General features: G+C 65.9%; 16 protein-coding genes. 8 read left to right on the top strand and 8 right to left on the bottom strand.

Features of this window, described 5'->3' with window-relative positions; all coding sequences use genetic code 11:
• Nucleotides 1-2: 2 nt before the first annotated feature.
• The 5 genes from UB48_RS15580 to UB48_RS15560 are packed head-to-tail and all read right to left on the bottom strand — an operon-like array spanning nt 3 to nt 5629.
• A complete protein-coding gene (locus tag UB48_RS15580) occupies nt 3-1064 on the bottom strand; it encodes an ABC transporter permease (RefSeq protein WP_045198614.1) in 1062 nt (353 codons plus the stop codon).
• On the bottom strand, nt 1057-2628 hold the full coding sequence (locus UB48_RS15575; protein ID WP_045198612.1) for an ABC transporter substrate-binding protein: 1572 nt from the start codon (nt 2626-2628) through the stop codon (nt 1057-1059). The genes UB48_RS15580 and UB48_RS15575 overlap by 8 nt, the downstream gene beginning before the upstream one ends.
• A gap of 10 nt (nt 2629-2638) precedes the next feature.
• The gene (locus UB48_RS15570; RefSeq protein WP_045198610.1) at nt 2639-3814 is read right to left on the bottom strand and encodes an LLM class flavin-dependent oxidoreductase; all 1176 of its coding nucleotides are present in this window, start codon (nt 3812-3814) and stop codon (nt 2639-2641) included.
• A 9-nt stretch (nt 3815-3823) separates the two neighbouring features.
• On the bottom strand, nt 3824-4558 hold the full coding sequence (locus tag UB48_RS15565; protein ID WP_045198608.1) for a class II aldolase/adducin family protein: 735 nt from the start codon (nt 4556-4558) through the stop codon (nt 3824-3826).
• Between the two features lie 12 nt (nt 4559-4570).
• Nucleotides 4571-5629 (bottom strand): ABC transporter substrate-binding protein, encoded by a 1059-nt coding sequence (locus UB48_RS15560; protein ID WP_045198606.1) that lies wholly within the window; start codon nt 5627-5629, stop codon nt 4571-4573.
• Between the two features lie 310 nt (nt 5630-5939).
• Between UB48_RS15560 and UB48_RS15555 the strand changes: the two genes are divergently transcribed.
• The 8 genes from UB48_RS15555 to UB48_RS15520 all read left to right on the top strand — a co-directional run bounded on the left by UB48_RS15555 (nt 5940) and on the right by UB48_RS15520 (nt 19286).
• A complete protein-coding gene (locus UB48_RS15555; protein WP_156160214.1) occupies nt 5940-7157 on the top strand; it encodes an acyl-CoA dehydrogenase family protein in 1218 nt (405 codons plus the stop codon).
• Nucleotides 7158-7188: 31 nt separating this feature from the next.
• Complete coding sequence (locus tag UB48_RS15550) at nt 7189-8958, top strand: ABC transporter ATP-binding protein (RefSeq protein ID WP_045198605.1); 1770 nt, start codon at nt 7189-7191, stop codon at nt 8956-8958.
• Entirely contained in the window at nt 8951-10795 is a 1845-nt protein-coding gene (locus tag UB48_RS15545) for an ABC transporter ATP-binding protein (RefSeq protein WP_045198603.1), read from the top strand. Before UB48_RS15550 ends, UB48_RS15545 begins: the two co-directional genes overlap by 8 nt.
• Nucleotides 10796-11032: 237 nt before the next feature.
• The gene (locus tag UB48_RS15540) at nt 11033-12187 is read left to right on the top strand and encodes an LLM class flavin-dependent oxidoreductase (protein ID WP_045198601.1); all 1155 of its coding nucleotides are present in this window, start codon (nt 11033-11035) and stop codon (nt 12185-12187) included.
• Nucleotides 12188-12199: 12 nt separating this feature from the next.
• Nucleotides 12200-13240 (top strand): ABC transporter substrate-binding protein, encoded by a 1041-nt coding sequence (locus UB48_RS15535; RefSeq protein WP_045198599.1) that lies wholly within the window; start codon nt 12200-12202, stop codon nt 13238-13240.
• Between the two features lie 30 nt (nt 13241-13270).
• Nucleotides 13271-14329 (top strand): ABC transporter substrate-binding protein, encoded by a 1059-nt coding sequence (locus tag UB48_RS15530; RefSeq protein WP_045198597.1) that lies wholly within the window; start codon nt 13271-13273, stop codon nt 14327-14329.
• A gap of 216 nt (nt 14330-14545) precedes the next feature.
• Nucleotides 14546-16789 carry a TonB-dependent receptor gene (locus tag UB48_RS15525; protein ID WP_045198596.1) on the top strand — a complete coding sequence of 748 codons (2244 nt, stop codon included), beginning with the start codon at nt 14546-14548 and terminating at the stop codon, nt 16787-16789.
• A gap of 37 nt (nt 16790-16826) precedes the next feature.
• A complete protein-coding gene (locus UB48_RS15520) occupies nt 16827-19286 on the top strand; it encodes a TonB-dependent siderophore receptor (protein ID WP_045198595.1) in 2460 nt (819 codons plus the stop codon).
• A 65-nt stretch (nt 19287-19351) separates the two neighbouring features.
• Here UB48_RS15520 and nfuA read toward each other — a convergent pair whose 3' ends face one another.
• From nfuA to UB48_RS15505, 3 genes are all read right to left on the bottom strand, one after another.
• Nucleotides 19352-19936 carry a Fe-S biogenesis protein NfuA gene (gene nfuA / locus UB48_RS15515; protein WP_045198594.1) on the bottom strand — a complete coding sequence of 195 codons (585 nt, stop codon included), beginning with the start codon at nt 19934-19936 and terminating at the stop codon, nt 19352-19354.
• 69 nt (nt 19937-20005) lie between these two features.
• Entirely contained in the window at nt 20006-21028 is a 1023-nt protein-coding gene (locus UB48_RS15510) for an acyltransferase (protein WP_045198593.1), read from the bottom strand.
• Nucleotides 21029-21140: 112 nt separating this feature from the next.
• Nucleotides 21141-23441 carry a fatty acid cis/trans isomerase gene (locus UB48_RS15505; RefSeq protein ID WP_045198591.1) on the bottom strand — a complete coding sequence of 767 codons (2301 nt, stop codon included), beginning with the start codon at nt 23439-23441 and terminating at the stop codon, nt 21141-21143.
• Between the last annotated feature and the right edge of the window lie 12 nt (nt 23442-23453).

Raw genomic sequence — 23453 nt, 5'->3', positions numbered from 1 at the left:
TCTCAAGGGGCTTTGGCTGCCGGGCGCCGCCACCAGCTCTGGATACCGCGGCGGTTGCGCTGGATCAGGGTGGCACGGCGGGCGGTGCGCAGTTTTGGGGTCAGCAGCACGGTGAGCAGGTCGGCCACCAGGTTGATCAGCACCACCCCGAGGGTGATCACCAGCACCACGCCCTGCACCAGCGGCAAGTCGCGCATCTGGATCGCGCTGTTGAGCTGGGTGCCGATGCCCGGGTAGCTGAAGATCACCTCGGCAAGCAAGGCGCCGCCGATCAAGGTGCGCAGGGTCAGGGCCACGCCCTGGATCGCCGGCACCAGGGCATTGGGCAAGGTGTGGCGCCAGACGATGCGCCATTCGGCGATGCCGCGCAGGCGCGCCGCGCTGACGTAGTCCGACTCCAGCGCTTCGATCATCGAGGCGCGGACCATGCGCGCCAGGTACGGCAGCGACGACAGGCTCAACGCGAAGATCGGCAGCAGCAGGTACTCAAGCTGCTGCCACAGGGCCTTGTCCGGATCAAGGATCGACACCGCCGGCAGCAGGTTGACCTGGGGCATGGAGAACAGCAGCACCAGGCCGATGGCCAGCAAGAACCCCGGCGTGGCTTTAAGGAAGATCAGCGCCGACAGGCCAAAACGGTCCAGGCGGCTGTCGCGGCGCAAAGCCAGGCAGACGCCGATGCCCAGGGCCAGCGGCACCACCAGTACCAGCACGCCGGCCAGCAGCGCCAGGGTATTGCCGAAGCGGCTGAAAATGATCGAGGCCACCGGCTGGCTGGAGTCCAGCGAGATGCCCAGGTCACCGCGCAGCACCTGGCCAAGCCAGCTGTAATACTGCACCAGGATCGGCCGGTTCAGGCCCAGTTGCTCGCGCAGGGTCAGCACGCTTTGCAGCGGCGCCTCGGGGCCGAGGATGACCCGCGCCGGGTCCGACGGCAATGCCTGGGTGGCGATGAACACCACCAGGCTGATAACCCAGGCGGTAAGCAGGCCGTAGCCCAGGCGGCCGATGAACCAGGGCAGCCAGGCAGGCAGTCGGGAAGTTCGTGCGCACGGTTCAGGCATGGTTCAACCACAGGCTGTCAAAGCGCCAGGAGGCGAAGGTGGTCTGTTCGCCGTGCAAGCCGCCGACCTTGCTGGAGGCGGCATCGAGCACGTCGGTAAAGCCCCAGATCAGCAAGCCGCCGCGTTGGTGCTGGATGCTCTGGGCCTCGTGCACCAGTTGCTTGCGCCGCTCAAGGTCGGGCTGGCCGAGGGCCTGGGTGAACAGCTCGGAGAAACGCCCATCGCGAAAATTGCTGCGGTTGTAGATCGCCAGCGGCGCATCGTTGTGCAGGCCGGTGGCCAGGAAGCCACGGGCAGGCGTGGAGCCTGGCGACATCAGCCACTGCTCTTTCTGCGGGCCGTTGAACACCGAGCTGTCCACGGGTGTGACCTTGACCTGGACCCCGGCCTTCTTCGCCTGTTGAGCGAACACCAGTGCGGCGTTGACTTCGTTGGCGGTGGTGGTCAGCTCGACCCGCAGGTCGGTTGCGCCAGCCTGGCGCAGCAACGAGCGGGCCTGGTCGAGGTCATAGCCGCGCTGGGCGATGGCGTGGTTGTAGGTCGGGTCTTGCGGCGAATACAGGTCGTTGGCGATGCGCCCGAAACCATTCAGGCCACGGCCGATCAGCTCCTGCCGATCGGCCAGCAGGCGAAAGGCCTGACGCACCCGCTCGTCCTGGAACGGCGCCTTGGCGGTGTTGAGGTTGAAGCCGCTGAACGAGGTGGTGGGCGAGACCACCAGTTGCAAGCGTGGGTCGGCCTTGATCAGGGCGCTGTGCTCGGCCTGCACACCGCTGGCGACGTCGATCTGCCCGGCGCGCAGGGCGGCGACCCGCGACACCTGGTCCTTGAATTCGATGATCTCCAGCTCGTCGGCGTAGGGCTGGTTGGGTTTGTAGTAATTCTCGAAGCGGGTGAACAGCGCGCGCTGGCCTGGCACGAAGCTTTTCAGCCGGTACGGCCCCGCCCCCACCGGGTTGCTTAGCGGATCGTAATCGGTCGGCACGATAGCGCCGAAGGCAATCAGGGTTTCGTCCAGCGGGAAGAAGCTGCGGCCCTGCTTGAAGCGGATCTCGATGGTACGCTCATCGAGCTTGCGCAAGGCCTGGCGGTCGATGGCACCGACCAGCCCGGCAAACGGCGAGGCCAGTTTCGGGTCGGTCAGGCGCAGGATCGAAAACAGCATGTCGTCGGCAGTGATGCTCTTGCCATGGTGGAACTCCAGGCCCGGCTTGATGCGGATGGTCCAGGCGCTGGCATCGGCGTTGGGCTCGGCGAACTCGGCCAGGCCCAGGCGCGTGCTGACGTCGTCGTTCCACTCCCAGAACTTGCTGTACAACGCCCAGCCGCGAATGATCCCGCCGCCAGACGGCTTGTGGGCATCAAGATTGCCGGCCTGGTCGCCGTCGATGATGCCAACCCGCAAGCGCCCGCCACGCACCGGCTGGGTGGGCCGGCTGATGGCGCCGACCACCGCCGGCTCACCGGCGCCGCAACCTGTGAGCAAACTGGAGCCGAGCAACAGGCCGCCACCGACGGCCAGGCTGTTGCCGAGAAACACCCGGCGGGAAAATTCGTTTGGCATGGGCAACTCCTTAAGCCGGTTCGGCAACCGTGCGCACACTCAGGTGCGCAATGTCGAAACCGTGGTCCAGGTCGAGCAAGGGGAACAGCAGGTCGGCGACCCGGTGGGCTTCATCAATCAGCGGGAAGCCCGAGAGGATGAACGCCGAGGTGCCCTGGGCCTCGTACTCGCGAATCCGTTCGGCCACCTGCTCGGCGCTGCCGACCAGGTAGGTACCGGCCGCCGGGCCGAGAATGTTGAAACCGAACAGGCTCGGGCCGGTCCAGACGTTGGGATAGATCTCAAGCTCCCGCGCGGTGGGCAGGCGGCCGTCGCGAATGCTCTGCACATTGCGCTGGATCTGCGGGTTGTCACTGCTGAAGGTCTCCAGGCTCTGATCGGGCGGCAACTGGCGTTCGATGGCGGCGCGGGCGGTGGCCAGCGAAGTCTGCTGCAGCAGTTTTTCGGCGTGGGCCCAGGCCTCTTCCTCGGTTTCGCGCACGATGATCTGCAGGCGCGTGCCAAAGGTCAGTTCGCGGCCGATCTTCGCCGCCTCTGCCGCTACCCGGCGGAACTTGTCGCCAAGCTTTGGCGGGGTGTCGGCAAAACTCAAGTAAACGTCCAGCAGTTGCACCGAATGAGCCACGCCCGGGCCCGAGGTGCCGGCGCCCCACAGCGGTACGCTGGCGCGTTTTGGCGGGTGCCAGCCGCCCAGCGGGTGACGTGCCGCCGCAGCCGGGCGCGGCGCCAGCTTGACGTACTGACCGTCAAAGCCTGCGGTTTCGCCGGCATAAATACTCTGGAACGCGCGCCAGTATTCCAGGCTGAACTGGTAGCGCTCGTCGTGCGGGTAATGCACGCCGAGGGTGGCCAGGCCGGCGTCGCTGCCGTTGACCACGTTGAACAACAGGCGGCCGTTGGAGAACTCGTCAAAAGTCAGCGCCCACTTGGCCAGCACCGCCGGCGACAGCTCGCCCGGATGCTGGGCCACCAGAAAACGCAGGCGCTCGGTGGCGTCGATCAGCGCGGCGGCCACTGCCAGGCTTTCGTTGGGGCTTGAACCCAGCAGCGAGCCGTAGTAACCCAGGCGATCGCTGGCCACCGCCAGTTGCTTGAGGTGGGCGAAATCGGTTTTCCAGCGCCCCTGGGCTTCCCACGGATAGGGGCCATCGGGGCTGGTCAGGTACCAGAGAATTTTCACTGCCATGGTCTTTCCTCAGGCGCGAATGCGGTCGGTGGCGGGAATCAGGCCCAGCTCGCTGGCCTTGTCGATCAGCCTGCTCATCTTCCATTGCTGGGTGAGCACGCCCGGGCCGAAGGGCCGCGAGCCGCCGATGGCTTCGGCCAGCAGTTGCAGTTGCGCGCCCTCCTCCAGCAGCACGATGAACTCGGCAGTGGCGCGCAGGCCCTGCTGGCCCCACACCGTGGCGCCACCGTTGGCTTCAAGGATGGCCGGGGTGAAAGGGTTCTCGGCCAGGCGTTCGAGGATGAAATCGACCTCGTCCTGGCGCCGGTCGATGTAGGTCGGCAGCTCGCGGGCCAGCTGGAAGCGCTGCACCGGCACGTAGTTGAACGGCAAGGTGCGCTGGGTCTGGGCCCAGGCGCCGAGGTACGGCGAGTGCACATGCGACACCGTGGTGATCTGCGCCTGCTCGCGGAACAGTTTGGCGTAACGGCCCAGGCCACCCTTGCCCTGGCCATGCACCAGGTTGCCGGCCAGGTCGCTGACCGTGGCCTGCAGCGGTTTGCGGTACTCCCACGGCCCCGGGTAGTTGACCGACACCAGCAGCTCGCGCCCCGGCACCCGTTCGATAAAGCCGACGGTGCCGTTGGCGGTGATGGTGTTGGTTTCGCGGAACACGGTGAAGGCCTGCCCGGCCTCGTCGAGCACCTGCTCGATGAAGGTTTGCAGCTCGGCGTCGATCAGGTGCTCGGTGGTCAGTACGGTCATGGCAATGCTCCTTTAAGCGCGGGCGCGGCGTTCAGCCAGCAGTTGCTGGGCGGCTTGCAGTGGACGCGGGTCGACCCAGTCGGCCAGGGCAAAATCGGCTTCGAGAAAGCCGTGCAGGTTGAGGAAGGTTTTCTGGATGTCGAGGTACGCCAGGCGTTCGGCCGAAAGGTCCGGGGCCAGGGTGGTATGAAAGTCGCCGCGGTAGGCTTGATCGACGCCTTCGGCACCGGCGCGGGTTTCGTCCTGAAGGATGCGCAGCAGGCCGTCGCGGTTGTCGCGGGCCCAGTCGGCGGCGCGCAGGGTCTGGGCAAGAAAGCGCACCACCAGCTCGAAGTGATCGTCGAGCAGGCTCTGGTGCACGGTGATCGGCCGTGGCGTGCCGTTGTTGATGCGATAGCGTGGGTCTGTGATCTGGTCCAGGTCAATGCCCACCACCAGGCCCAGGCGCCGGGCGGCATCGGCGGCGGCAGCGCCCTTGACGTAGACCGCATCGACCTCGCCGCGTACCAGGTAATCCAGGCCCGACCACAGGCGTTGCAGGCCCTGCTGCGGGGTCGGTGCATCGTCCTGGGACTGCAGCGCCACCTCCACCAGATGGACATCATCGAAGCTCAGCCCGGCCAGGCTCAGCGCGCCCTTGTAGCCGTGCAGGCTCATGGCCCGGGCGATGCTGCCGGGTCGGTTGGCGCCCCAGGCCGGTAGCGCCAGGCGCTTGCCCTTGAGGTCGGCGGCGCTGCGAATGCCCGAATCCGGGCGCACCAGGATGGTCTGCCATTCCTCGATCCAGGTCAGGCCGATCAGCCGGCTCGGTGCACCGGCGGCGCGGGCGGCCAACGCCGGCACGTTACCGCCCTCGCGAAACAGCCCGGGCAGTTGGTGATCGTAGTGGTGATGACCCAGTTGCCGGGCTTCCTGCAGGGTTTCTACCGGCAGGCCGTCGGCGGCGAATTCTTCGGCGAGCCAGCCCAGGGTGTAGGCGATGCCGGAAGCGGTTGGCACCGGGCAGCGGGTGAACCAGAGTTGCTCAAGCGTGGTTGCGCTGGGCAGTGGCAAGGTGGCGGCGATTGTCATGGGCATGCTCCATCAAGCGGATCGAATCGGCCAGGTGGCCTGTGCCTGAGCTATTGCAGCGCCCGTGCCAACTCGGCAAAGCCCTGATTTCATTGGGCTTTGCCCCTTGCCGCAAGGCGCGACTGCTGATCTGCCAGCAGTCGGGCCGCAAGCCTGCTGCTGCCAGAGCAACAATCACCGGCTTACTGCTGCCCCAGCAACACCCGGCACCGGCAAAAACGCCGCAAGCCCTGCCCCACGGGGCTTTGCCGCCACTGGCACAGAACCTGCTCAAGGCCCTGGGTACCTGTTCATTCAAGGAAGCCCTATCGTGAGTACCCTGCCCCGTCGTCTGCACAGCCCCGCCCAGGCCATCGCCGCGGCCCATGAAATTGCCGAGCAAATCGCCGCCCTCGCCGCCGACCCGTTGCTCAACCGCGAACTGCCCCGGCGCCAGGCGCAGTTGCTGTCCGACAGCGGCATCACCGCCATCGGCGTACCGACAGCGCTCGGCGGCCTGGGCGCGTCGGTCGAGACCATCGTCGAGACCGTGCGGATCATCTCCCGCGCCGACGGCGGCGTCGGCCAGTTGCTGCAGATTCACAACGTGATGCTGCGCGGCGTGCTCAGCGGTTACCCGGATGCCGTGCGCGACCGGCTGATGGCCGATGTACTGGCCGGCAAGCGCCTGGGCAATGCCCTGGCCGAGGTCGGCGGCAAGAACAAGTTCGCCCTCAAGACCCGGGTCGAGCGCCGCGCCGATGGCAAGCTGATCCTCAACGGCAGCAAGTTCTACTCCACCGGCGCCTACCTGGCCGAGTGGATCTCGCTGACCGCCGCCAGCGATGACGGCGGCGCCGGCGTGCTGCTGCAGCGCGACACGCCCGGCCTGACCCTGGTCGATGACTGGGACGCCTTCGGCCAGAACAACTCGGTCAGCGGCACGGTAATCTTCGACAACATCGAGCTGGACGAGCGCTACGTGCTGCGCCGCCAGGGCCCGATGAAGCGCACCGGCCTGACCTTCCCGCAGATCCTTCACGCCGCCATCGACACCGGTATCGCCGCCGGCGCCCTGCAGGCCGGCATCGACTACCTCAACCAGCACGCCCGGCCGTGGGTCGAGAGCGAGGTGGAACGGGCCAGCGACGAGCCGCACATCATTCGCCAGATCGGCGAGTACGCGGTGGCCCTGCGCGCCGCCGAATCACTGCTGCGCGACGCCGCGCGAACCTTCGACGCCCACGAGCAGGACCCGGACAACAAGGCCCTGCAAGACGAGCTGATCCTTTCGGTGGCCAGCGCCCGCGCCCATTCCGATGGCGCTGCGCTGAAGATCTCCAGCGACATCTTCTCGCTGCTCGGCGCCAGCTCATCCTTGAGCAAGTGGAACCTCGACCGTTTCTGGCGCAACGCCCGGGTGCACACCACCCACGACCCGATCCGCTGGCGCCTGCACCACGTCGGCAACTACTACCTCAACGGCATCGACCCCGGCGAATACACCGCCATCCTCAATGCCAAGCAAAAGGCCGGCGCCAGCCGCTGAGCACACACTTTCCTCCTGCCGCGAGTCCTTCATGAGCCCTCGACACCCGCTGCTGCGCAGCCTGGCGATCTACGGTGAAATGCCCTGGCGTTTCGCCCTGGTCGCCGGGCTGTTCGTTTCCATCAACCTTGGCCTGGTCTGGCAGCAATGGCTGATCGGCCACGCCCTCAACGAGGTCAGCGCCGGCACGGCGGTGCAGCGCCTGGCCGATGGCAGCCTCGACGGTCAGCGCGCCTGGGGCTGGTTCTGGCTGATCCTCGGCGTGGCCCTGGGCCGCGCGCTGCTGCAGTACGCCGCCGCCATCGGCTCGCTGATCCTTGGCCAGGCGCTGCTCACGCGCCTGCGCGAGCGCCTGCTGGAGCAGGTGCTGCGCCTGCACCTGGGTTATCACTGGCAGCACGGCATGGGCGAGATGGTCACCCGCACCACCCGCGATGCCGACAAGGTCCGCGATGCACTGGTGAGCTTCTGGCGCCAGCTGGTCGAAACGCCGCTGGTGATACTCGCCACCGTCGGCCTGCTGGCCTGGTACCACCCGTGGCTTGCGTTCGGGCCGCTGCTGCTGACGGTGATCGGCGTGTGGATATTCGTAGTGCAGACCGAGCGCCTGGTCAGCCTCGACCGCGCGGTCGGCGCCGCCTACGACCGGGTCAATCAGGACCTCGCCGAGGGCATTGGCGCGGTGCGGGTGATCAAGTCGTTCGGCCTGCAGGCCCAGCGCATCGACGGCTTCGAGCGTCAGGTCCTGCAGTTCAGCAGCCTGGCACGCCAGGCCCTGGCCTACGCCAGTTCGCGGATTCCACTGCCGCAGGCGGTGGTGGCGCTGGGGCATGTGTGGATACTGGTGGTGGGCGCGCAATTGGTCGCCGCCGGCCAGATCGGCATTGGCGAACTGGTGACGTCGCTGCTGATCGCCACCACCCTGGTGTTTCGCATCGAAGGCATCGGCCGGGTGATGCAGACCTTCGCCGACGCCCGCGCCTCGGCCGGGCGGATCTGGCAGTTGCTGGATGCGCCGGCGGCGATTGTCGGCGGCAGTCAGCGCCTGCCCGAGGGGCCGCTGGGGCTGAGGCTTGAAGACGTCAGCGTTGCCGCCCCTGGCGGTGGCCAGGCGATCCTGCGTCACTGCTCGTTCGAGCTGGCCCCCGGTGAAACCGTCGCCCTGGTCGGCGCCACCGGCACCGGCAAGAGCCTGCTGGCCAGCCTGTTGCCACGCCTGAGCGATGTTGCCCAGGGCCGTGTGCTGCTCGGCAACGCGCAGTCCGGTTGGCAGGACATTCGCGACCTGGACCTGAGTGACCTGCGCCGGCGCGTGCATGTGCTGCCCCAGGAGAGTTTTCTGTTTGCCGACAGCCTGGCCGCCAACCTGCGCCTGAGTGCGCCCGACGCCAGCGACCCGCAACTGCTCCAGGCCCTGCACCAGGCTGCTGCCGACGATATCCTCGAACGCCTGCCCGCAGGCCTCGACAGCCCGCTCGGCGATCGCGGCGTAAACCTCTCGGGCGGCCAGCGCCAGCGCTTGTGCCTGGCCCGGGCCCTGCTCGCGGCGCCGGCCATTCTCTGCCTGGACGATGCCACCAGCGCCCTGGATGCGCTGAGCGAAGGCCGGGTGCTGGACAACCTGCGCCAGCAGGCAAGCGCCACCACCCTGCTGCTGATCGCCAGCAAAGTTTCCACCGTGCAACGCGCCGACCGCGTGCTGCTGCTCGACCACGGCGCCATCGCCGACAGCGGCACCCACGCGCAACTGCTGCAGCGCAACCCGACCTACCGTGACCTGCTGGGGATCGACCATGGCTAAGCCACTGCCGGGCAACGCCCTGAGCGATATCGAAATCGAAGAGCTGCTGGCAAAAAAAGCCCTCGACCGCAGCATGTTCCAGCGCCTGCTGCCGTTGTTGCGGCCGGTGCGCAAACAGATCGCCTGGGTCATCGGCCTGGAGCTGCTGCTGGTGTTTACCGTGTTCCTGCGACCCTGGTTCGTTCGTGAACTGCTCGACCGCGGGCTGATCCACGACGGCAATCGCTGGCTGCTCGACCAGCCGCTGGTGCTGTGGCTGGGGCTGGGCCTGGCGGCCAGTTGGCTGGGGCGCTTTGTGCTGGCCGGGGTATCGCAGTACATCGCCGGCAGCGCGGCGATCCAGGTGCTCAACCAGTTGCGGGTGCGGGTGTTTGCCCATGTCCAGGCCTTGAGCGTCGGTTACTTCGACCGCACCCGCGCCGGGCGTATCATTTCCCGCGCCGACCGCGATGTCGATGCCCTGGAGCCGCTGCTGATCCAGGGCCCGCCGGAACTGCTCGGCGCCCTGCTGCGCTGCAGCCTGGCGGCGGTGATGCTGTGGCTGATCGAGCCGCTGTTCTTCTTCAGCCTGATCGGCAGCGTGCCGCTGCTGCTGGCGGCGACCTGGGCGTTCAAGCGCATCGCCCAGCGCAACTGGGCCAAGGTCGCCGAACAGCGCAGCCGCTTCACCGCGCACCTGGTCGAGAGCGTCAGCGGCGTGCGCCTGCTACAGCAGACCGGCCAGCAGGCGCCGAACCTTAAGCGTTACAAACAACTGCTGCACGACTTCAACGAAGCGCTGATCATCGGCAGCCTGCGCTCGGGCTGGTTCGCGCCCTTTACCGCGCTGCTCAGCGCCGCCGGCATGGCGGTGCTGGTGCTGGTCGGCGGCTACAGCCTGGCCAAGGGCACGGTCACGGTCGGCCAGGTCGGCGAAAGCCTGTTCTACGTGATGCTGTTCCTTGGGCCATTGCAAGAGCTGACCGACCTGTTCGAACGCTATGCCACCGGCTCCGCCTCGGCCCAGCGGATCTTCCTGTTGCTCGACACCGCGCCGCAGATTGTCGACCCGGTGGCGCCGGTGGACTTGCCCACGGCGCGCGGCGAGGTGCATTTTCAGCAGGTGCGCTTTGCCTATTTGCCGCAACCCACCCGGCCGGTGATCGACGGCCTCGACCTGCGCATCAATGCCGGCGAGGTGCTGGCGATTGTCGGCCCGTCCGGGCATGGCAAGAGCACCCTGGTGCAGTTGCTCACACGCTTCTACGAAGTTGATCACGGCGCGGTGACCCTCGATGGCGTCGATATTCGCCAGCTCAGCCAGCAACAGCTGCGCCGCCACGTTGGCGTGGTACTGCAGGACAACGTGCTGTTCAACGGCAGCATCCTCGACAACCTGCGCCTGGCCGCGCCGCATGCCGATGACGACACGCTGATTGACGCGGTGCGCGAGCTGGGCGCCGACGAGGTGCTGGAGCGCCTGGCGCATCGCTATGACACCCAGGTCGGGCCGCTGGGCAGCCACCTCAGCCAGGGCCAGCGCCAGCTGGTGTGCCTGGTGCGCGCCTACCTGGCGGACCCGGCGGTGCTGGTGCTCGACGAGGCCACCTCGGCGGTCGATGTGCACACCGAGCGGCGCATCCAGCGGGCGCTTCGGCGCCTGTGCGAGGGGCGCACGGCGATCATCATCGCCCACCGCCTGGCGACCATTCGCGATGCCGACCGCATCGTGCTGATTCGCGAGGGCAAGCTGGTCGAGCAAGGGCCGCATCAGCAGTTGCTGGCCAAGGGTGGCGATTATGCGGCGTTGTATCGGCGCTATCAGCACGGTGCCGAGTTACAGGGGGAAGCTTGCTGACAAGCAGGAAGGCTTTGCCTTCCATCGCCGGCAAGACCGGCTCCCACAGTGGATCTGTGTACACCAAACCTGTGGGAGCTGGCTTGCCAGCGATGCTGTGGTGCTGCAACCGCCGCAGCCGCTGCTGACCGGTTGCTGCCCTGGCAACACCCCTGCCGCCAACCCCCAATGATTACGGGCCCGCGCGGCGTGGCATGGGCGTTGCACCGCTGTCTCTACCTTCATCGAGGAACAGCCATGAGCACCGAATTCTTCTGGCGTCTGCCCCTGGGCACCGACGGCCCGCAACTGAGCACCGACAAGCACAACCGCGGCAGTTTCAGCCGCAGCCCCGGGCATATCGCTCCCGGCCTGTTGCAGGACGGCAGCGCCGATGGTTTTACCTACATCGACTACATCGCCCAGGTGGCCAAGGCCGCAGAACTTGCAGGCTTTGAAGGCGCGCTGCTGCCCACCGGCCCCGAGCCGTGGATCGCCGCCGCGGCCCTGGCCCGGGAAACCCGCCGCTTGCGCTTTCTGATCGCCTTCCAGGCCACCTGGACCCTGCCCGCCTACGCCGCGCAGCAGGCGGCAATCCTCCAGCACCTGAGCCACGGGCGCCTGGACTGGAACATCATCACCGGCGGCAACCCGGCCAGCCAGCGCGCCCAGGGCGACTTTCTCGACCACGACCAGCGCTACAAGCGTACCGGCGAGTTCCTCGACATCATCCAGGGTTTGTGGAGCAACGAGCGCTTCTCTTACGACGGCGACATCTATCGCCTGGAAAACGGCGCGCTGCCGCCGCACCTGGGTAACGAACGCAAGCCGGGGGTGTACTTCTCCGGCTTCTCCGAGCCGGCGCTGGAAGTCGCCGCCCGCCACGCCGACGTGTACCTGAACTGGGCCGAGCCGGTTGAGCAGCTCAAGCCGCACATCGAGCGGGTACGCGAGCTTGCCGACAAGCAAGGGCGCACGGTGCGCTTCGGCCTGCGCGTCGACCTGTTCGCGCGTGAAACCGAAGACGCCGCCTGGCGCGACCTGCGCCGCCAGTTCGACAAGCTCGAAGGCAAGCCCAGCGCCGTCTCCACGGCCTTCACCAGCGCCAGCGACTCGGTGGGTGGCGCGCGGCAAACCGCCTATCACCAGAACATCCAGCGCTTCGACGACCTGATCATCGGCGCCAACCTCTGGGCCGGTTTTGCCAAGGCCAAGCCTGGGCCGACCGTGGGCCTGGTGGGCAGCCACGAGAACATCGCCGAACGCCTGGCCGAATACCGCGACGCCGGTTTCTCGACCTTTATCCTGGCCGGCAATCCGCACCTGGAAGAAGCCTTGCGCATCGGCCAGGAGGTGCTGCCGCTGGTGCGCCAGGCGCCGCTGGCCAGCCTGCCACTGACTGCCAGCGCCTGACCGGAGCCCGACATGAGCACACCCCTCGATACCCTCTGGTACACCCGCTGCCCGGTCCCCACGGGCCTGGGCATTGCCGTTCAGCAAGGCTGGCTGCGGGACAGCCTGCACACGCTTGGCACCCAGGTGCAGTCGATTCGCGAGGCCGACGATGCTGCGGTGCGCGAGTCGCACTTCGATCACAGCCTGCGCCATTCGGTGCGTCATGGCGGCAGCATTCCAGCAATCTGGGCTCGCGCCCAGGGCCGCGAGACGCGCCTGATCGGGCTGTCCTGGGCCGATGAGGCGCAGTTGATCCTGACCCGCGCCGACAGTGGCATTCACAGCATCAGGCAACTGGCCGGCAAGCGCTTCGGCCTGCCCGACCGCGCCCGCGCGCAAATCGACTTCACCCGCGCCCAGGCCCTGCGCGGGCTGGAGAACGCGCTGAAACTCGAGGGCTTGCAGGTCGGCGACTTGCAGCTGGTCAACTACCGCTACGACAGCGGTTTCAGTGACAGCCCGCTGCGCGTTGTTGCCGGCAGCAGCGTGGCCAGCAGTGACGAGGCGCGCAACCTGGAGCTGATCGGCCTGCTGCGCGGCGAAGTCGATGCGATCTTTCTCAAGGGCGCCAGCGCCGTGCAGCAGGCCCATGATTTCGGTCTGCGCACATTACTGGACATCGGCGCCCACCCCGACCCGCTGATGCGCAGCAACAACGGCACGCCGCGCACCCTGACGGTCGACCAGGCACTGCTCGACCAGCACCTGCCGGTGGCCACCCAGGTGCTCGACAGCGTCCTGCGCGCCGAAGCCTGGGCCCATCAGCACCCAGAGCAGACCCGCCGCTACCTGGCGCTGGAAACCAACAGCAGCGAGTACTGGGTCAGCCGCGCCTACGGCGAAGACGCGCACCTGCGCTTGCGCACCGCCCTCGACGAACAGGCCATCGCCGCCCTGCAAGACTTCGTGACCTTCCTGCAGCGCTGGCGCTTTATCCGCACGGCGTTCGATGTACGCCAATGGATCGACCGCCGCCCCATGGACGGGCTGCATACCGCACTGGCCGGCTAACCGGCCACCTGACAAGGACTAGAACCGACAATGAGCACACCCCTCGATACCCTCTGGTACACCCACAGCCCGGTGCCCACCGGCCTTGGCATCGCCGTGCAAAGCGGGCGCCTGGCCGAAGCCTTCCAGCCGCTGGGCACCTCGATCCAGTCGCTGCGCGAATCGAGCGAGCGCGAAGTGCGCGAAGCCCATTACGACCACCACCTGCGCAACTCGGTGCGCCACGGCGGCAACATCCCGGCGATCTGGGCCTACGCCAGCGGCGTGCAGACCCGTGTGCTGGGCCTGAGCTGGGCCGATGAGGTGCAGTTGATCCTGACCACCGAAGACAGCGGCGTACGCACTGTGCGCGACCTCAAGAACCGCCGCTTCGGCCTGCCGAAATGGGCCAACGTGCAGATCGACTTCACCCGCGCCCAGGCCCTGCGCGGGCTGGAGAACGCGCTGAAGCTCGAAGGCCTGAACGTCGCCGATGTCGAGCTGGTCGACTACCCCTACGGCGGCACTCACAGCGATGAACAGGTCACCCATGTGCATGGCGCGGCGGTGACCCTCGGCGTCAACCGCGTCAGCCGCCGCAACAACGAGCTGATCGGCCTGCTGCGCGGCGATATCGACGCGATCTTTTTAAAGGGCGCCACGGCCCTGCAACTGGCCCACGAATTCGGCCTGCGGGTAGTGATCGACACCGGCTCCCACCCCGACCCGCTGATTCGCGCCAACAACGGCACGCCGCGGACCCTGACCGTGGACATCAACCTGCTGGAGCAGCACTTCGGTGCCTGCAAGCGCATCGTTGATGTGCTGCTGCGTACCGAGCAGTGGGCCTGGGCCAATGCCGATGAAACCCGGCGCTATCTTGCCCGCGAGCTGAACACCAGCGAGTACTGGGTGGCAGCGGCCTATGGCGAGGACGCCCACCGGCGCTTGCGCACCACCCTCGATGGCCGCTCGATCGAGGCGTTGCAGGACTTCACCGATTTTCTCCATCGCTGGGACTTTATACCGCGGCGTTTCGATGTGCGTGAGTGGATTGATTTCAGTGTGCTGGAGGCGGTGATCGGCTCGACATCGCGGGTGGCGACCTGAGGGTTTTTGGGGCTGCTTTGCAGCCCATCGCTGGCAAGCCAGCTCCCACAGGGTTGGTGATTGCTGCTGGAGCAGCAGGCATTCCACAGCCCCCTGCTGAATAACTAGCAGTCACCGCTAAAAAACCCAACAAAACCCTTTAAATACAACACGATACAAACATGGCACAAACCCTGCTCTATCCCCTGCAACTGCACATCCGGGGAGACCAGCAGCATGCACACACTTAACCCAATCGCCAAAGGCATCGGCCTGAGCATCCTGCTGGCCAGCCAGTCGGAACTGCTCAGGGCCGAAGACAACACCAGCACTACACCGGCGCTGAAAACCGTTACGGTCACCGCCCAGCACCGCGAAGAAACCCTGCAGGAAGTGCCGGTGGCAGTCACCGCAGTGCAAGGCAGCAGCATCACCGCCGACGGCGTGCGCGCCATGGGCGATATCACCACCTTCATCCCCAACGCCTCGGCGAAGAACCCCGACGGCGATGGCCGCCCGCGCTGGTACATTCGCGGCCTGGGCACCGGCGACACCGGCGCCGCCACCGTCTACCCGGTGGGTATCTACGCCGACGACGTCTACCTCAATGCGCCGGTGGCCGGCGGCGGCCCGCTGTTCGACCTTGAGCGCATCGAGATCCTGCGCGGCCCGCAAGGCACCCTGTACGGCAAGAACACCACCGCAGGCGCGGTGAACATCATCTCCAAGAAGCCGGGCTTCGATACCGACGGCTTTGGCACCCTCGGCTTTGGCAGCAAGAACGAGCGCATCTTGAGTGGCGCCATCGGCGGCGCCCTGGTCGATGAGCGCCTGGCAGCAAGGGTGTCGCTGTACTCCGAAGAGCGCGATGGCTTCACCCATAACCTGACCAACGACCAGACCTACGGCGACGTCAACAAGAAGGCCGTGCGCGTGCAGTTCCTGGCCAGGCTCAACCCCGACCTGGAAGCGCTGTGGAAAATCCACGGGCGCCAGTTCAAGGGCGATGGCAGCAGCGGTTCGCTGGCGCTGGGGCGCTACTACAACGTCGGCTACCAGCGCCCGGAAGGCCGGCGCACCGAGCTCAACGTCGATGAAGATGCCAAGCTCGACCACAACGGCACCTCGCTGACCCTGAACTGGGACATCGGCGACTACAAGCTGACCTCGATTACCGCCTACGACTACATCCGCAACCAGCAACTCAGCGACGCCGACTACACCCCCTATGAAGTCAACGGCGCCGCCGACAGCGACAACCGTTACGACCAGTACTCCCAGGAATTTCGCCTGGCCTCGCCGCAACAGGAAACCCTGCGCTGGATGCTCGGCGCCCACTACTTCCACGAAACCCTCGACAGCAGCGCCTTGCGCACCGTCACCCCGGGGCCTACGCCCAACGGCACCGGCTCCAACCAGACCGGCGGCACGGTGGATTTTCGTGACCTGAGCTACACCCACAAAACCGACAGCTACGCGCTGTTCGGCAACCTCGCCTACGACCTGAGCGACAACCTGACCGTTACCGGTGGCCTGCGCTGGACCACCGAGAAAAAGGACATCGACCTGGACCTGGTGCAACTGACCCGCGCCAGCGCCAACGGCCCGCTGATCCCGCTGACCGCCAGCGGCAGCAACGGCTCTCAGGAAGAGGCCAAGCGCTGGGACGCCTGGACTTACGACTTGACCCCCGAGTACCGCATCAACGACAACCTGCGGGTGTTTTTTCGCTATGCCCATGGTTTTCGTTCCGGCGGTTTCAACACCGGTCTATCCACCAGCCTTGCGCAGTTGACCACGGTCGATCCGGAAGAGCTGGACGCCTACGAGCTGGGCCTGAAGTCTGAATGGCTCGACCACCGCCTGACAGTCAACGCCAACCTGTTCTACTACGACTACCAGGACATCCAGGTCAACCTGCTGACGGTCAACAACGGCATCCTCACCACCGCGCTGACCAACGGCGCCAAGGGCAAGGTCAAGGGCGCCGAGCTTGAGCTCGAAGGCCAGCCGACCGACTACCTGCACCTGCGCGCGGCGCTGTCGTTCCTCGACACCGAGTACACCGACTTCAAGAACACCAACCCCACCACCGGCGCGGTGACCGCCGACTACAGCGGCAACAGCTTCGTGCGCTCGCCGCGCTACGTGGTGTCGCTGGGCGGCGACTACACCATCCCGCTGGAAGTCGGCGGCAAGCTGGTGGCCGGTGCCGATGTCAGCTTCCGTGACCGCGAGTACTTTCTGGCCGACCGCCAGAGCAGCGCCGACCAGCCGCTCAACCAGGCGCACTACACCCTGGCCAACAGCCGCCTGACCTGGTTCAGCCCGGATGAAAAGCTCAGCGTCACCGGTTTCGTCAATAACCTCACCGACCGCCGTTACCAGGTTCACGGCCGCCCCAACGGCACCGCCGGCCAGTACGTGATCACCTATGGCGACCCGCGCACCGTGGGCCTGAGTGTCACCAGCCGGTTCTGATCGCTGCATCCTTTCTGCCTTACAGGAGTCTGTTCCCATGTTCCGACCTACCCCCTTGGCTGGCGCCATCGCGCTGGTCATCGGCGGCTTCGGCGCGCCCGGCGTTTACGCCCAGGCGCCGGGCGCCAGCGACAGCAAGCTCGACACCGTGGTGGTGGTCGGCACCCGCCGCAGTGATGTCACCGCCCTGCAGAGCGCCGCCCCGGTGGATGTGCTCAGCGCCGAGCAGTTGCAGGAAACCGGCGCCCAGGATTTGTCCGGGGCGCTCACCGCGCTGTCGCCTTCGTTCAGCTTCCCGCAGTCGCCGCAAGGCGCCTTTGCCGGCTCCATCGCCCAGGGTGCCTCGTTGCGCGGCCTGGCCTCCGACCAGGTCTTGGTGCTGGTCAACGGCAAGCGCCGCCACAGCAGCGCCAACGTCACCCGCCAGGGCCTGGCCAACGGTCGCGGCGCGGCGGCGGTGGACTTGAGCCTGATCCCGTTGAGCGCCATCTCACGGGTGGAGATCCTGCGTGACGGCGCCGCCGCCCAGTACGGCTCGGATGCCATCGCCGGGGTGATCAACATCGTGCTCAAAGAGAACGACGCCGGTGGCAACCTCGGCTATCGCTTCGGCGGCTACGCCAAGGGCGACGGCCTGCAGCGCAAGCTCAGCGGCTGGAAAGGCCTGGCGCTGCCCAACGATGGCTTTCTCAACCTGAGTTTCGATGCCGGCAGCCAGGACCCGGCCAGCGACACCCGCGCGGACAACCGGATCTTTTACCCAGGCTCGACCAACATCAACAGCGAGCGCGAACAGAACAACCGCTACCGCACCTGGAACTGGGGCTCGGGCAATGTCTCGGACCAGTACAACCTGGTGGCCAACAGCGAGCTGGGCATCGGCGACGGCCTGAGCGCCTACGGCTTTGCCACCTACGCGCACAAGAACACCGACGCCGAAGGCTTCTTCGACCCGCCGACCACCCTGCGCAACAACTACGCCAGCGTGGCCCTGCAGCGCTACCCGGACGGGCGCCTGCCGATCACCCGCTACAACCTCGAAGACTACGCCGTGACGGGTGGCCTGCGTTACGAAGACGAACACCTGGGCAAGTTCGACCTGGCCGCCAACTACGGCAACGACACGCTCAAGTCCACCGATCGCAATGCCATCAACCCCAGCTGGGGCAACGCCAGCCCGGATAAAATCTACACCGGCGAGCGCGAGAACGAGCAGACCAACCTGACCCTGGACTGGGTCCGCGACTTCCCCACCGACCTGCTGGCCAGGCCGCTGACCCTGTCGGCGGGCCTGGCCTGGCGCAAGGAGCACTACAGCCTGAGTGCCGGCGAAGCGGCCGGCTGGCAGAACGGGCCGCTGTTCAACACCCTCGACCCGCTCACTGGCCGGCGCATTCCCGGTTACTACGCCGGCATCACCCAGGTCGATGCCGCCTCGCTTGAGCGCAAGGTGCTCGGTGCCTATGTCGATGTCGAAGGGCAGATCACCGACACGTTCCAGGCCGGGGTGGCGGTGCGTTCCGAGCACTATTCGGACTTTGGCGACACCACCAACGGCAAGCTGTCGCTGCGCTACGACTTCACCCCGCAGATTGCCGCGCGCGGCAGCATCAGCTCCGGCTACCGCGCGCCGTCGCTGGTGCAGAGCGGCCTTTCGTCGTTCAGTGTGCAGGTGGTCGAGCAGCCTTCGGGCAGCGGCAACTGGGTCGAGGTGCAGCAGCGCACCCTGCGCGCCGACAGCCCGGAAGCGGCCTTGCTGGGTGGCCGGGCGTTGAAGCCGGAAGAGTCCACCAACCTGTCGCTGGGGCTGGTCTGGCGGCCACTGAGCAATGCCTCAGTGACCCTCGACGCTTACCGCATCGATATCGACAACCGCATCACCCTCTCCGACCAGCTGCCGGGCAACGTGGTCGGGCCGATCTTTGCCGGCACGCCTTACGCCAACATCCAGAGCGCGGCGTTCTACACCAACATCGCCGACACCCGCACCGACGGCGTCGAGCTGGCCGGACAGTACCAGTGGGACTTGCAGCCGTTTGGCCGGCTCAACCTCAACGCAGGCTTTGCCAAGACCCGCACGCGGATCACCGAGCTGCGCGATGTCGGCGGCATCAGCGGTGAGCAGATCGTCGGCCGCGCCACCCAGGGCCTGATCGAACACGGCACGCCGGAAGACAAACTGACCTTGAGCGCCAACTGGCTGTACGAGAACTGGGGCGTGACCCTGACCCAGCGCCGCTATGGCAAGTGGCAGAGCCTGAACAGCAGCAACCCGGACCTGGACCAGACCTTCAGCGCGCAGTGGATCACCGACCTGGACCTGAGCTACAGCTTCGACCAGGGGCTGAAATTATCGGTGGGCGCGATCAACCTGTTCGACAGCCATCCGGACAAGCTCGATGGGCCACAGTTGTATGGGGTGCCGAAGTATTCGATTACCTCGCCGGAGGGGGCGCAGGGGGCGTTTTACTATGCGAGTGTCAGTTATGACTTTTGAGGCTTGAAAACCATCGCGGGTCAAGCCCGCTCCCACAAGAAGCGTGCTTGACCCGTGATCAGACTTTAGTAGTAAGCGTTTTCTTTCTGACTGTGGTCAGTCACATCACGCACACCCTTGAGCTCGGGAATGCGCTCGAGCAAGGTCCGCTCGATGCCTTCCTTCAAGGTCACGTCGGCCTGGCCGCAGCCCTGGCAACCACCACCGAACTGCAGCACGGCGATGCCGTCCTCGACCACTTCGATCAGGCTGACCTGGCCGCCGTGGCTGGCCAGCCCCGGGTTGATCTCGGTTTGCAGGTAGTAGTTGATGCGCTCGTTGACCGGGCTGTCTTCGTTGACCATCGGCACCTTGGCGTTCGGCGCCTTGATGGTCAGCTGGCCGCCCATGCGGTCGGTAGCGTAGTCGACCACGGCATCCTCAAGAAACGGAATGCTGACCGCGTCAAGGTAGGCAGTGAAGGTCTTCAGACCTACCGCCTCGTCTTCCGGCTTCTCCTCGCCCGGCTTGCAGTAGGCAATGCAGGTTTCAGCGTAGGTGGTGCCCGGTTGGGTAATGAAAATGCGAATGCCAATACCCGGGGTGTTCTGCTTTTCCAGCAGATCGGCCAGGTAATCATGCGCGGCGTCGGTAATAGTTATGGCGCTCATGGAAGTTCCTCACAGACTTGCCGGCAGTTTACGCCAACCTGGCCGCCGAACAAAGTCCTAGTAATTCTGTCAGGAAAGGGTTACCGCCACCGGCGTGCCGCGCCGGGCCTCGAACCAGGCGCTCATGCGCCGGTACAAACGCTTTTCCAGCAGCAGATAACTGGCCCACGACAGCCCGGCGATCAACGGTACGCACAGGGCAAACACGGCATAGGGGCTGAGGTTCAGGCGCTCGCTGGCAAACCAGCCGGCATACAGCACCAGCACGTGGATCAGGTACACCGAGTACGAGCAATCGCCCAGCGCCTTGAGCAGGCGGTTGCCCTTGAAGTACGGCTCCAGGGCAATGCAGGCGAAAACAATCAACGCGCTCGGCACGCCCCAGTGCAGCAAGCGCATCGAGGCATCCAGGTGATAGATCGCCAGCCCCGCCGCCGCCAGGATCGCCAGCGGCAGCCACAGGCCCTGGGCGATCCAGCCGCGCCGGTAGAGCACGCCGATGCCGATACCGAGCAAAAATTCATAGACGATATTGTTACGGTAGAAGTGATTGAGCAGCCCGGCCCGGGTTAGCACCTCGCTGACCAGCAGCAATGCTAACGCCACCAGCAATAGCCGGTGTTGCTGGCGGACCACGAACACCAGCGAGAACAGCAGGTAGAAGAACATCTCGTAGTTCAGGGTCCAGCCGACATTGAGGGTCGGGTACTGGCCATAACCGCCGGGGTTCTCGGCCGGAATGAACAGCAACGACAGCAGAAAATGCCCAAGGTCGATGGCCTGGTGCGGCATCCACTGGCTGGCGGCGACCAGCAGCAAGGCCATCAGCGCGGTGTAGAACCAGTAGGCCGGCACGATGCGCAGCGCCCGGTTGAGCAGAAAGCGACGGGCCGGCATGGCCTTGTCGCGGGTCGAGAGGTAGATCACCAGACCGCTGATGACGAAGAACACATCCACGCCCACGGCGCCGCGGTCAGTCAAGAACTGTCCAATCGGGCCACTGGCATGGAAGTCGAAGAAAATCTGCATGAAGTGATGGCAAACCACCACCCAGGCGGCAAGCGCCCTTAAAGCCTGAAGCGAATACAGCATCCGGTTACCTGCGTCTCAAGTCCCACTCAAGCCCCGGCCGGAACCGGGGCCGCATGAGAGCTCGGACCACAGGTTGCCGGGAAAGGTCAGGCGACCTTCCCGGCGGTCATGTCTACAGGTTCTCGTAGCGGTTCATGTCGAGCACCCCCGACTCCACCGCGTCGGTCTCCTTGATGTAGCTGTCGAGGTCATGGAAGTACTGCCAGAACTGCGGATGGCTGCGGCGCACACCCCAGCGCATGACGATGCGCTCGAACCTGGCGGTGTCGTCGCGAGCCGCTTCCAGGTCTTCGACGAACTCCGGCACATCGCTGGCCGGAACGTTGAACATGAAGTTGGGGTAGCTGCTGAGCACGCCCGGCACCAGGGTCAGGGTGTCCAGGCCCGGCTGGTAGCGGTAGGCCTCGCCGAGCATGAAGGCGACGTTGCTGTGCGCGCGGTTGCGCAACAGGCTGTAGACCTGGCGCTGGCCGCCCTGCCCTTCGATGCGCAGCATGGTCGCTTCAGGCAACTGATTGATCACCTTAAGGCCCGCCGCCGGGCGCGAGACCAGGCGGCTCAGCGACTGCTCGACATCACGGAACTCCTCGCTCATTTGCGGCCGCGAGCAATAGGCGCCCTGGCAGCGGTTGATCGGGTCGGGCGCGGCGTTGAGGCTGCCGGTGCGCTGGATCAGCTTGAGACCGAAGTCACGCTTGGGGTCGCGCTTGTCGAGTTTCAGTGCGCTCGGGGTGTCGGTGTCGATGTCCTCATAGTCCATCCACATCTTCACCTTGCCGCCGTTCTGGTACCAGTCGCTGAGGATCGCGCCACGGGCATCGGCCGGCATCAGGCGCAGGAAGTTGACCTCAGCGCCATTGCGGATCAGGTCGAAGTACAGCCGCGTCTGCGCCTGGTGCGAGACGTTGCCATAGACATCGAAGTTGACCGCCAGCTGGTAGTAGGTGCGTTCGAACAGCGGGTAGTCGAACAGCCAGATGGTTTTCGGCACGTCGCCGATCAGGCCCTTGCTCACCGAGGCGCTGTCAAAGTGACGGAAGATGGTAAGCAGCGCGTTGTCGTTGCCGGCCCAGAGGGTCGACCAGCTCGGCGGCGGCACTTCGGCATAAGCCTCGCGGCGCAGCTTTTCGTACTCGTTGCGCTTGTCGCGGTAGGCATGCCAGAGGGTCAGGATGCTGCCGACGTCGTCGATCTGCCCGGGCATCGCCAGCAGCGGCGTGGCCTGGCCGCGGTACTCGGCATCGGTCAGGTAACGGTCGTGGGCCGGCTCCTGGAACAGCGTCCAGAAGTTGTCGCGGATCACGTCGGTGGCAATCTGGCCTCGGCACACCGGGCCGCGGATGAAGGTGCGCACGAAGTACTCGGCGTTATCCAGCATGAACTGGTAACGCGCCACCGCCGGGATCGCTTCGAAGGTCTCGAACGGGTTGGCGCGGTGACGCGGGCCGTAGCCAGGCAGCGCATTGGCGTGCCAGTCGCCGCTGTAGAACAGCTGCTTGACGCGCTTGAGCTTCTGCGGGCCCATCGGGTAGGTGATGTGGGTTTTATGCACGATCACGCCCTGCACCGGCATCAGCCGGTAATAGAAGTCGGTGCCCGGCGGGTCGTTGGGCCGGCGCGTGGCAATCAGGTCGATCGGCTGGCCGCTTGGGGTGCGCGAACGTACCCACTGGAAGAAATGCCCCTGCTCGCCGCCAACAAAGTGGATGTGGGCAAGGAACAGGTGCTCGTACAGCCAGCGCCCGACCAGCGCTTCGGTCGAACCGGGGCGGTTGAGCAACGCTTCCCAGTCGGCAATTTGCGCGGCCTCCCTGGCGCTCGGCTGGATCGGCTCGTGCTCCACCGGCGCACCGGCCGCCAGCCAGCGCTGCAAGGTCTGGTACTGGGCATCGGTGAGGCCGGTAACTGCCAGCGGCATGCCCTCTTTCGGGTGCGCGCCGGCATAGGCGTCGAACTCACCGGGCAATGGGCACATGTTGTTGCGGTTCAGGCCCAGGACAATCTCCTCGGGCAACTTGGCGTTGGGCATCAGCGGGGTCTTGTGCCCAAGCTCGAGCATGCGCGCCATCAGCGCGGCCTGGCTGCCCTGGTTGTCGAGCACCGAGTAAAAGCCCTTGCGCTGCCAGCCTTCGGTGCTGGTGGCATCGTAGAACAAGCGCGTCGGCGCGACCGCCTTGCTGCGCTCGCCCTGGTACACCGGCACCTTGGAGGCACCGCGCGAGGCGCCCTCGGCACTGCCCAGGTTGAGCTGGCAGGCCGCGTCGTTGCAGGCGTGGCAGGCCACGCATTTCTCGGTGAAGATCGGTTGGATGTCCCGGGTATACGAAATAGCCGAGCTTGATTGAGGGGCTTGCCCCAACGCCACGCCGCTGATGAACAGAGCGAAAGCGCCGGCAAGAAAGCGATGCACCATGTGCCGAATGTC

Source organism: Pseudomonas sp. 2(2015), from assembly GCF_000955865.1.
Lineage (GTDB): Bacteria > Pseudomonadota > Gammaproteobacteria > Pseudomonadales > Pseudomonadaceae > Aquipseudomonas.
This window is presented reverse-complemented; position numbering and strand designations above follow the sequence as displayed.

Coding starts and splice junctions, on each gene's coding strand:
- UB48_RS15540 (WP_045198601.1), top strand. CDS start 11,033: ATGAGCACCGAATTCTTCTGGCGTCTGCCCCTGGGCACCGACGGCCCG.
- UB48_RS15565 (WP_045198608.1), bottom strand. CDS start 4,558: ATGACCGTACTGACCACCGAGCACCTGATCGACGCCGAGCTGCAAACC.
- UB48_RS15545 (WP_045198603.1), top strand. CDS start 8,951: ATGGCTAAGCCACTGCCGGGCAACGCCCTGAGCGATATCGAAATCGAA.
- UB48_RS15580 (WP_045198614.1), bottom strand. CDS start 1,064: ATGCCTGAACCGTGCGCACGAACTTCCCGACTGCCTGCCTGGCTGCCC.
- UB48_RS15510 (WP_045198593.1), bottom strand. CDS start 21,028: ATGCTGTATTCGCTTCAGGCTTTAAGGGCGCTTGCCGCCTGGGTGGTG.
- UB48_RS15520 (WP_045198595.1), top strand. CDS start 16,827: ATGTTCCGACCTACCCCCTTGGCTGGCGCCATCGCGCTGGTCATCGGC.
- UB48_RS15550 (WP_045198605.1), top strand. CDS start 7,189: ATGAGCCCTCGACACCCGCTGCTGCGCAGCCTGGCGATCTACGGTGAA.
- UB48_RS15575 (WP_045198612.1), bottom strand. CDS start 2,628: ATGCCAAACGAATTTTCCCGCCGGGTGTTTCTCGGCAACAGCCTGGCC.
- UB48_RS15560 (WP_045198606.1), bottom strand. CDS start 5,629: ATGACAATCGCCGCCACCTTGCCACTGCCCAGCGCAACCACGCTTGAG.
- nfuA (WP_045198594.1), bottom strand. CDS start 19,936: ATGAGCGCCATAACTATTACCGACGCCGCGCATGATTACCTGGCCGAT.
- UB48_RS15525 (WP_045198596.1), top strand. CDS start 14,546: ATGCACACACTTAACCCAATCGCCAAAGGCATCGGCCTGAGCATCCTG.
- UB48_RS15505 (WP_045198591.1), bottom strand. CDS start 23,441: ATGGTGCATCGCTTTCTTGCCGGCGCTTTCGCTCTGTTCATCAGCGGC.
- UB48_RS15530 (WP_045198597.1), top strand. CDS start 13,271: ATGAGCACACCCCTCGATACCCTCTGGTACACCCACAGCCCGGTGCCC.
- UB48_RS15535 (WP_045198599.1), top strand. CDS start 12,200: ATGAGCACACCCCTCGATACCCTCTGGTACACCCGCTGCCCGGTCCCC.
- UB48_RS15570 (WP_045198610.1), bottom strand. CDS start 3,814: ATGGCAGTGAAAATTCTCTGGTACCTGACCAGCCCCGATGGCCCCTAT.